Origin of the sequence: Mycobacterium sp. RTGN4 (assembly GCF_033804635.1) — a bacterium.
In the GTDB taxonomy this organism is placed as follows: Bacteria; Actinomycetota; Actinomycetes; order Mycobacteriales; family Mycobacteriaceae; genus Mycobacterium.
This window is the reverse complement of record NZ_JAPZLB010000016.1, coordinates 155,991-165,446: the sequence shown is the minus strand read 5'-3', so window position 1 is coordinate 165,446 and position 9,456 is coordinate 155,991. Positions and strand designations below refer to the sequence as shown.

The 9,456-nt window shown below is 66.5% G+C and carries 8 protein-coding genes; 5 read left to right on the top strand and 3 right to left on the bottom strand.

Features of this window, described 5'->3' with window-relative positions:
- The coding region (locus SLQ30_RS27695; protein WP_413468196.1) for an AMP-binding enzyme at positions 1–207 on the top strand (207 nt) is incomplete at its 5' end.
- A gap of 19 nt (positions 208–226) precedes the next feature.
- Here the strand turns inward: SLQ30_RS27695 and SLQ30_RS27690 are convergent.
- Positions 227–1,507, bottom strand: a complete 1,281-nt coding sequence (locus tag SLQ30_RS27690) for a GAF domain-containing protein (RefSeq protein WP_319449991.1) — start codon at positions 1,505–1,507, stop codon at positions 227–229.
- A gap of 46 nt (positions 1,508–1,553) precedes the next feature.
- Positions 1,554–2,606 (bottom strand): 2,3-butanediol dehydrogenase, encoded by a 1,053-nt coding sequence (locus SLQ30_RS27685; protein WP_319449990.1) that lies wholly within the window; start codon positions 2,604–2,606, stop codon positions 1,554–1,556.
- Between the two features lie 133 nt (positions 2,607–2,739).
- Here SLQ30_RS27685 and SLQ30_RS27680 point away from each other — a divergent pair, with 133 nt between their 5' ends.
- From SLQ30_RS27680 to adhP, 4 genes are all read left to right on the top strand, one after another.
- On the top strand, positions 2,740–4,575 hold the full coding sequence (locus SLQ30_RS27680; protein ID WP_319449989.1) for an NAD(P)/FAD-dependent oxidoreductase: 1,836 nt from the start codon (positions 2,740–2,742) through the stop codon (positions 4,573–4,575).
- Positions 4,576–4,647: 72 nt separating this feature from the next.
- The gene (locus SLQ30_RS27675; RefSeq protein WP_319449988.1) at positions 4,648–5,943 is read left to right on the top strand and encodes a transcriptional regulator; all 1,296 of its coding nucleotides are present in this window, start codon (positions 4,648–4,650) and stop codon (positions 5,941–5,943) included.
- 103 nt (positions 5,944–6,046) lie between these two features.
- The gene (adh, locus tag SLQ30_RS27670; RefSeq protein ID WP_319449987.1) at positions 6,047–7,570 is read left to right on the top strand and encodes an aldehyde dehydrogenase; all 1,524 of its coding nucleotides are present in this window, start codon (positions 6,047–6,049) and stop codon (positions 7,568–7,570) included.
- A gap of 50 nt (positions 7,571–7,620) precedes the next feature.
- Complete coding sequence (gene adhP / locus SLQ30_RS27665; RefSeq protein WP_319449986.1) at positions 7,621–8,691, top strand: alcohol dehydrogenase AdhP; 1,071 nt, start codon at positions 7,621–7,623, stop codon at positions 8,689–8,691.
- Between the two features lie 2 nt (positions 8,692–8,693).
- On the opposite strand, the gene SLQ30_RS27660 is transcribed toward adhP, so the two are convergent.
- On the bottom strand, positions 8,694–9,359 hold the full coding sequence (locus tag SLQ30_RS27660) for a S1 family peptidase (protein ID WP_413468199.1): 666 nt from the start codon (positions 9,357–9,359) through the stop codon (positions 8,694–8,696).
- Positions 9,360–9,456 lie beyond the last annotated feature (97 nt).

Genomic DNA, 9,456 nt, shown 5'->3' with positions numbered 1-9,456 from the left:
GTCGACGAGCTGCGCAAGCAGGTCGCCACCGAGATCTCCCCCATCGCCCGGCCCCGCGAGATCCACGTCGTGCCCGAGCTTCCCAAGACCCGCAGCGGCAAGATCATGCGCCGGTTGTTGCGTGATGTCGCCGAGGGCCGCGAACTCGGCGACACCTCAACCCTTGTCGACCCCAGCGTCTTCGAAGCCATCCGCGCCAGCAAGTGACACCCGGCTCAGCGCGCTGTTAGCGCCACGTGCGCGCGGCCCGCACCGCAGGCGCCGTCGAGGCCTGCAACAAAGTCGACATGTCCGCCGGGTAGCACACGTCGACAACCGCGGTCTCCGGGAACCGGTAGGGGCGGCCCTGCAGCAGTCCCGCGAATTGCTTTCGTAGGCGCGACATCTCGGCCCGCACGGTAAGCACTCTGGTGGGATCGCCGTACAAGTCGGCAGCCAACTCGGGCGCCGACCGGCCCTCCGGGAAGGTGGCCAGCACGAAGAGGATCTCGGCGTGCCTCGGCGAGATGGCATGGCGCCAGCAGCCGAACTGTCCGACCATCTCCAACGCGGGTGCACCGGAGTTGCGCAGATCCAGCGTCACTCGCGAGATGGCAGGCGCGACATCCTCGTCGGACAGCCGGACCAACCAGCCGCCCGGCAGCAGTTCGACTTCGCACATGCCGAGCGCCGGAATCCACGCCCGTCCGGGTCCCAGTTGTTCTGGCAACAGGATTCGGTTGTGCAGGGGCAGCGAATCCACCGCCGCCACCCAGCCGTCCTGATCGACGGCCAGTGCAGGGCTGCCGATGCGCGCCAGAATCGGGGCCGCCACCGTCCGGATTCGGTTGAGCGTGCGGTCGTGTTGCTCGCGCAGGTGCGATTCCGCAAGCCTGGCGACGACGTCTACCAGCGCGACGGTGGTCGGGTGGACGGTCGCGGCGGGTCCGGACACGTCGACCACTCCGATGACCTGCCCGGTGCGGGGGTCCTTGATCGGCGCGCCCGCGCACGTCCACGAGTGGTGGCTGCGCGAGTAGTGCTCGGCGGAGAAGACCTGCACCGCCCGGTTGGAGGCCAGCGCGGTGCCAATGCCATTGGTGCCGACGGCGCCCTCACCCCAGTGCGCACCCTCGATGAAACCGAGCCGGTCGGCCAGGCCGAGTACGGCAGGCGACCCCGTCCGCCACAGCACCCGGCCCCGCGCGTCGGCGACGACGAGGATGTTGTCGCCTTCTGCGATAAGCGATTCCAGGTTCCGCGACACCTCGTCCAGCACAGCGACCAGACCCGACGCGCGGCGCAGTGTGTCGAGTCCGTCGGTCTCAACCACCGCTTCGGGCAGGCCATCGGGATCGAGGCCCTTGGCCATCATCCGCTGCCAGGAGTCCTGGATGACCGAACGCGGTCGGGCGGGTGCGCGCGTGCCGGCCATCGTGGCGTCGTAGACCGCCGACATCAGCCGGGCGTAATCACGTGGATTCTCGCCTGCGGCCACTGCCGGTTCGGGCACCGATGGACTTGGCATCACCGCCAATTGTGCTCCCCATCACATTCGGATGCCATCGCCCCGCTCACGACACGCCTGCCGGGTCGACGAGCACCTTCATCTTCGTGCCTGCGTGCAGCGCCTCGAAGCCCTCGTCGACGACGTCCTCGAGCGCGATGGACGTCACCCAACCGGTGGTGTCGTAGGTACCGCGCGACATCAGGTCGATCACGGCTTCGAAGTCGGCTGCGGTGTAGCACAGCGAACCCTGGATGCGGGATTCGTTCATCACCAGGTTGAGCAGCGGTGTGGCCAAAGGCTTCTCGTAGATCGCGACGCTCACCATCGTTCGGCGCGCCCCGACACATGCCAGTGCGGTCTCCACCGCAGGCGCGACCCCCGCAGCGTCGAACACCGCATCAGCACCCGCACCGTCGGTATGGTCGGCGATGAACGCAGCCACGTCGACGGCGGTCGGGTCCAGCGTGCGCGCACCGAGCGCTTCGATGGACGCCCGCCGCGTCTCCGACGGCTCGACGACGAATACGTCTTCAACACCCTTGCCGCGCAAGGCAAACCAAAGCCCGATCCCGATCGGCCCTGCGCCGAACACCATCGACGTCCCGTCCGCGTTGGGCTCGCCGAGGGTAGCCGCGTGGTAGGCCACCGACATCGGCTCGACCAGTGCGCCGAGTTCTAGTGACACGTTGTCGGGCAACCGGTGCAACATGTCGGTGGGCACCACCGTGTACTCGGCCATCCCGCCGTCGGACATCAGCCCGTGAAATCCGATCTGCTGACAGATGTTGTAGTTGCCCGCCCGGCACGGCCCGCAGTGCCCACACCGGTACAGCGGCATGATGGCCACCCGGTCGCCCGCGGCGTAGTCGGTGACACCCGACCCGACGTCGGTGATGAGGCCGGAGAATTCGTGGCCCATGGTCAGCGGCATCTGCTGGCCGGTCAGCGGGTGAGGTTCGGTCGGCACGAAGATCGGCCCGGCGTAATACTCGTGCAGGTCAGTGCCGCAGATGCCGTTGAATCCGACCTTCACCTTGACGGTGCCCGGCGTCACCTTCGGCTCTTCGACGTCGGCGACCTCGAGTTTGTTGGGTCCGTAGTACACAGCTGCTCTCATGGGCTATGTCTATGTGACCGCGACCACACCGCGAAAGAGTTGCAACCCGTTGCATGGCCGCGATGCCACTTCAGCGCGATGCAACCCCGTGCAACTCTTGTGCGCTCGGCCGCCGGGGTGTGCGCTGGCTCACATGACCGACACCATTGAAAAGCCGGCGGCAACCGCCGCGCTCACTCCCCAGGCCCGCGTCGACGCCTGGCTGGCCGACTTCGAAGCCGCCCTGGCAGTGCGCGACATCGACCGGGTCGTCGCGAAATTTGCCGTCGACAGCTTCTGGCGCGACCTCGTCGCCTTCACGTGGAACCTCAAGACCCTCGAGGGTCGCGACGCCGTCGCCGACATGCTCGGCGCCCGGCTCGCCGAGACCAGTCCGTCGGGCTTCCGCACCCGCGAGGAACCGACCGCCGACGGGGACGTGACGTCGGCGTTCATCGAGTTCGAGACCGCGGCCGGCCGCGGTACCGGACACCTGCGCCTCAAGGGCGATGAAGCATGGACACTGCTCACGGCCTTGCAGGAGCTCAAGGGGTATGAGGAGCGCAAGGGCGCCACCCGGGTGATGGGTGCGGTACACGGCTCGGATGCCGACACCAGGTCCTGGGCCGAGAAGCGGCACGACGAAGAAGCTTCGCTCGGGTACACCTCGCAGCCGTACACGCTGGTGGTCGGCGGCGGCCAGGGCGGTATCGCGCTTGGCGCCCGGCTGCGTCAGCTCGGAGTGCCCGCCATCGTCGTCGACCGCTACGAGCGGCCGGGCGACCAGTGGCGCAAGCGCTACAAGTCACTGTGCCTGCACGATCCCGTCTGGTACGACCACCTGCCCTATATGCCGTTCCCGCAGAACTGGCCCGTCTTCGCGCCAAAGGACAAGATCGGCGACTGGCTGGAGTTCTACACCCGGGTGATGGAGGTCCCGTACTGGTCGAAGACGACGTGCCTGTCCGCTGTGTTCAATCCGGGGTCGGACGGATCCCCGAAGACCTGGACCGTCGAGTTAGACCGCGACGGCGAGCGGCTGACCCTCCACCCCACGCAGCTCGTGCTTGCCACCGGCATGTCGGGCAAGCCGAGCGTGCCGACGCTTCCCGGCCAGGACGTGTTCCGCGGCGATCAGCACCACTCGAGCGCGCACCCCGGTCCCGACCCCTACGTCGGCAAGCGCGCAGTGGTGGTCGGCTCGAACAACTCGGCGCACGACATCTGCAAGGCACTCGTCGAGAACGGCGTAGACGTGACGATGGTGCAGCGGTCGTCGACGCACATCGTGAAGTCGGACTCACTGATGGACCTCGGCCTCGGCGACCTGTACTCGGAGCGCGCCCTCGCTTCGGGCATGACGACGGAGAAGGCGGACCTGACGTTCGCGTCGCTGCCGTACCGGATCATGCACGAGTTCCAGATCCCGATCTACAACGCAATCCGGGAGCGCGACAAGGACTACTACGCGCGGCTGGCCGCCGCAGGGTTCGAATTGGATTGGGGCGACGACGATTCCGGGCTGTTCATGAAGTACCTGCGGCGCGGGTCGGGCTACTACATCGACGTCGGCGCATGCGAATTGGTGGCCGACGGCACCATCAAGCTGGCGCACGGTCAGGTGGATCGCCTCACCGAGGACTCGGTGATCCTGGCCGACGGCACCGAACTGCCCGCCGACGTGGTGGTCTACGCGACGGGCTACGGCTCGATGAACGGCTGGGCCGCCGACTTGATGAGCCAGGCCATCGCCGACAAGGTCGGCAAGGTGTGGGGGCTTGGATCGGACACCGCCAAGGACCCCGGCCCATGGGAGGGCGAGCAGCGCAACATGTGGAAGCCCACGCAGCAGGACAATCTGTGGTTCCACGGCGGCAACCTGCACCAGTCACGGCACTACTCGCTATATCTCGCGCTGCAGCTGAAGGCCCGGTACGAAGGTTTGCCGACCCCGGTGTACGGGCTGCAGGACGTGCACCATCTGAGCTGATCGGCCCACACCTACCTGCGACTTTGGGCTATGGTGGCGCCACGCGCGGCATCAGTACGCCTCGCGAGGAGCGTGATCGCCGTGGGTAGGTCCAACGCAGTGGGCGGCCGGGTGCCGTCGGCCAAGCTCCGCGCCGTCCACGAGCTTTTCGTCGCAGGCGAAATGGATGCCTCCGTGCTCGACTCGACCCCGCTCCGGCGGGTCGTGGCGGAAAGTTGGCAACGCAGCCTGGCCAGAGGGGTCGACCCCGACCGCGGCGGAGCTCAGTCCGAGCTCGCGCAAAGCGTGGCAAGGATGCGCGCGGCACATCCGCTGGCGTCGGCGCTGCCGGTAATCCGTCGGCTGCTCGTCGAGGACGCGCGGTCTTCAGGCGTGATGGTGGCCATTACCGCCGCCGACGGCACTCTGCTGTGGGTCGAGGGAGATCCTGCCGCGTGCCAGAAGGCCGAGGCGATGAATTTCGTACCAGGAGCCGACTGGAGTGAACGCGGCGCCGGAACCAACGCACCGGGCACCGCGTTGGCGCTCGACGCTGAAGTGCAAATCCACGGCACCGAGCACTACTCGCGGATCGTCCAGCCGTGGAGTTGCACGGCGGTGCCGGTGCACGACCCCGTCACCGGAGCGCCGATCGGTGCGGTAGACCTCACCGGTGGTAACGACGTGGCCTCCCCGCAGACCCTGGCATTGGTGCGCGCCACCGTCGTCGCGATCGAGAATCACCTTGCGCTGCTGCGGTTTACCGAACCGCGACGCGCCCAGGCCGCCGTCGGCGTACCGCGCTTGACGGTGCTGGGCGCCGACCGTCCCCGGTGGGAGGTGACCGATGAACTCGGACAGCAGCACCGCACGACGCTCACCGGCAGGCACGCCGACATCCTGGTGCTGCTGAGCCGCCACCCCGAGGGGCTCAGTGCCGACCACCTGGCGATCCTGCTGGACGACAAGGACCTCGACGTCGTCACCATCCGCGCGGAGATGTCCCGGCTGCGCAAGGTCATCGGGTCCGAGTTCATTGCGTCGCGGCCGTACCGGCTGATGGCGGCCCTCGCTAGCGACTTCGGGGCGGTATTCGATGCGCTGTCCGCCGGCGACGTGGTATCCGCCCTCGATCAATACGCTGGCCCGCTGCTAAGCCAATCGGCGTCTCCAGCGATCGCCCGACTGCGTACTGAATTGACCATGAGCATGCGCAGCGCCGTATTGGCAACGGGAAACGTAGCGCTGCTTCAGCGTTGGCTGGAACGGTCCGAAGGTCGCGACGACCGCGACGGCTGGCGCATCCTGCATGACAGCGCCGGATCCGAGCCGATGATTCGGGCACAGGCCCGTGGACACCTCGCCGGCCTGGACTTCGAAATCGGCTAGCTCCCGACGTTGCACGTTCCGTGCAACCGTGCTGCAACCCGCTGCTGCCTACCTTTAGTGACGACCGACACATTTGTCGTCCTGGTGCAGGAGAGGAAAGCACATGACCGTTTACGCCCGACCCGGAGCCGAAGGCTCGTTGATGTCCTTTGCGGCCCGCTACGACAACTACATCGGCGGTGAGTGGGTAGCCCCGACGCAGGGCCGCTACTTCGAGAACCCGACACCGGTCACCGGCCAGACATTCTGCGAGGTCGCCCGTTCCGATGAGGCCGACGTCGAGAAGGCCCTCGATGCTGCCCATGCTGCGGCGCCTGCCTGGGGGAAGACCTCTCCGGCCGAGCGTGCCGTCATCCTGAACAAGATCGCCGACCGCATCGAGCAGAACCTCGAAGCCATCGCCGTTGCCGAAGCCTGGGACAACGGCAAGCCAGTGCGGGAGACACTCAACGCCGACATCCCGTTGGCTGTCGATCACTTCCGGTACTTCGCCGGGGCCATCCGCGCCCAGGAGGGCTCGCTGTCCCAGATCGACGAGGACACCGTGGCCTACCACTTCCACGAGCCGTTGGGCGTGGTCGGGCAGATCATCCCGTGGAACTTTCCCATCCTGATGGCGACGTGGAAGTTGGCGCCCGCGTTGGCCGCCGGCAACTGTGTGGTGCTCAAGCCCGCCGAACAGACTCCGGCCTCGATCCTGTACCTGATGTCGTTGATCGGGGATCTGCTGCCCGCCGGAGTCCTCAACGTAGTCAACGGTTTCGGGGTCGAGGCGGGCAAGCCGTTGGCCTCCAGCAACCGGATCGCCAAGATCGCGTTCACCGGTGAGACCACCACCGGGCGGCTGATCATGCAGTACGCATCGCAGAACCTGATTCCGGTGACGTTGGAGTTGGGTGGCAAGAGCCCGAACATCTTCTTCAACGACGTGATGGCTGAAGTGGACGACTTCCAGGACAAGGCGCTCGAAGGTTTCACGATGTTCGCGCTCAACCAGGGCGAGGTGTGTACCTGCCCGTCCCGGTCGCTGATTCAGGCCGACATCTACGACGAGTTCCTGACCCAGGCCGCGATTCGCACCAAGGCCGTGCGCCAGGGTGATCCGCTGGACACCGAGACGATGATCGGCTCGCAGGCGTCCAACGATCAACTCGAGAAGGTGTTGTCCTACATCGAGATCGGCAAGGGCGAAGGCGCGCGCGTGGTGACCGGCGGGGAACGGGCCGAACTCGGCGGCGACCTGTCCGGCGGCTACTACGTGCAGCCCACCATCTTCGAGGGCAACAACAAGATGCGGATCTTCCAGGAGGAGATCTTCGGACCCGTCGTCGCCGTCACGTCCTTCACCGATTACGACGATGCGATCGCACAAGCCAACGACACGCTCTACGGCTTGGGTGCCGGGGTGTGGAGCCGTGACGGCAACACCGCCTACCGCGCCGGCCGCGACATCAAGGCCGGCCGGGTGTGGACCAACTGCTACCACGCCTACCCCGCGCACGCCGCCTTCGGTGGCTACAAGCAATCCGGCATCGGGCGGGAGAACCACAAGATGATGCTCGACCACTACCAGCAGACCAAGAACCTGCTCGTCTCCTACAGCAACAAGGCCCAAGGGTTCTTCTGATAGCGACCAAAGCACTTCAAAAAGCCCACTTTCACGATTGGAATGAACACATGACACAGACACTTGACTCCGGCATTACACCGGTCCCGGCGAGCACATCCATGCGCGCCGCCGTTGTCACCGAATTCGGTGCCCCACTGGAGATCTCCGATATCGATCGCCCGACGCCCGGTTACGGCGAGGCCCTGGTGAAACTGGAGACCTCGGGGGTATGCCACACCGATCTTCATGCCGCACATGGTGATTGGCCCGTCAAACCACAGCCGCCCTTCATCCCGGGACACGAGGGTTACGGCACCGTCGTCGCACTCGGTGACGGCGTCGATGACCTTGAGGTCGGCGACAAGGTCGGTAACGCCTGGCTGTGGTCGGCGTGCGGATCATGCGAATACTGCCGTACCGGCTGGGAAACGCTGTGCGAGAGCCAGAAGAACGGCGGCTACAGCGTCAACGGAAGCTTTGGCAGCTACATGCTGGTCAACGCGGCCTATGCGGCGCGGATCCCCGAGGGCGCCGATCCCTTGGAGATCGCGCCGATCCTGTGCGCCGGCGTCACCGTCTACAAAGGTCTCAAGGTCACTGACACTCGGCCCGGCCAGTGGGTGGCGATCTCCGGAATCGGCGGGCTGGGCCACATCGCGGTGCAGTACGCGCGAGCCATGGGATTACGCGTGGTGGCCGTCGACATCGACGACTCCAAGCTGGCGCTGGCCGCTCGCCTTGGGGCCGAGGTGACGGTGAATGCTCGCACCTCAGACGTCGTCGCGGAGGTCCAGAAGGCTACCGGCGGTGTGCATGGCGTCCTGGTCACGGCTGTTCACCCGCAGGCGTTCGGCCAAGCCATCGGGCTCGCCCGGCGTGGCGGCACCATCGTCTTCAACGGGCTCCCCCCGGGTGAATTTCCGGCGCCGATTTTCGACATCGTGCTCAAGGGTCTGACGATCCGCGGCTCGATCGTCGGCACCCGCCAGGATATGGCGGAGGCGCTGGACTTCTACGCCCGCGGGCTGATCCACCCGACGGTGGCCAGTGCGAAGCTGGACGAGGTCAACGAGGTGTTCGATCGCATGGAGCGCGGCCAGCTCGACGGGCGCATCGTCATCGACTACCGGCAGGACTAGACCTAAGCGCCGATCGGCACGAAACCCGCGCCCGGCCGGTTCTTGGCATTCACGTCGGCAAGGACCGAGCTCATCGACATGGTCACCGCCGGGGTGTGCAACGGGATGTACTGCGTCACGCACGTCGGAAGGTCGTTGCTGAACGCCCCGTGGATCATGCCCACCAGCTGATTGTCGACCGTGACGGGGGCGCCGGAGTCCCCCGGTCCCCCACAGACCTGGTTGAGAATCGTGCCCGGCTGGTCGCCGGGCCCCCAGGTGACGCCGCACGACGAACCGGTGGTCCGCCCGAGCTTGCATGCCACCTGGCCGAAGGCGGGATCGGGCCCGAGTCCGTCGATCTCGAAGCCGTTGACGGTGTTGACGGGCTGCACCTTCTGCGGGTCGAACTCGATGACGGCGTAGTCGAGGCCCTCGTTGCCTGCCACCATCGCGCCGAGTACCCCTCGGTTCACGGCAGCCTCGGAGGCGACCTGAGCCCCCGGCCCTCCGCAGTGCGCCGACGTGAAGCCGACCAGCTTGCCGCGATTGTCGTGACCGATGGCGGTGAGCGTGCAGAACGTGTCGCCGTCGATGACGATGCCCGACCCTCCTCCGAGCGGCACCAGGTCATCGGCGCGCGCGGTGGGCGGTATCGACGTGGTCAGGGCCAAGACCACCAGCGCCAGGACCGCCGACACCGCGAGTTGCCAGCGGTATATCAACTGCCATCTCCACTCGTTAGCCCCGACTGTGCTGCAAACGCGGCCAGTCTAACGTCGGCCG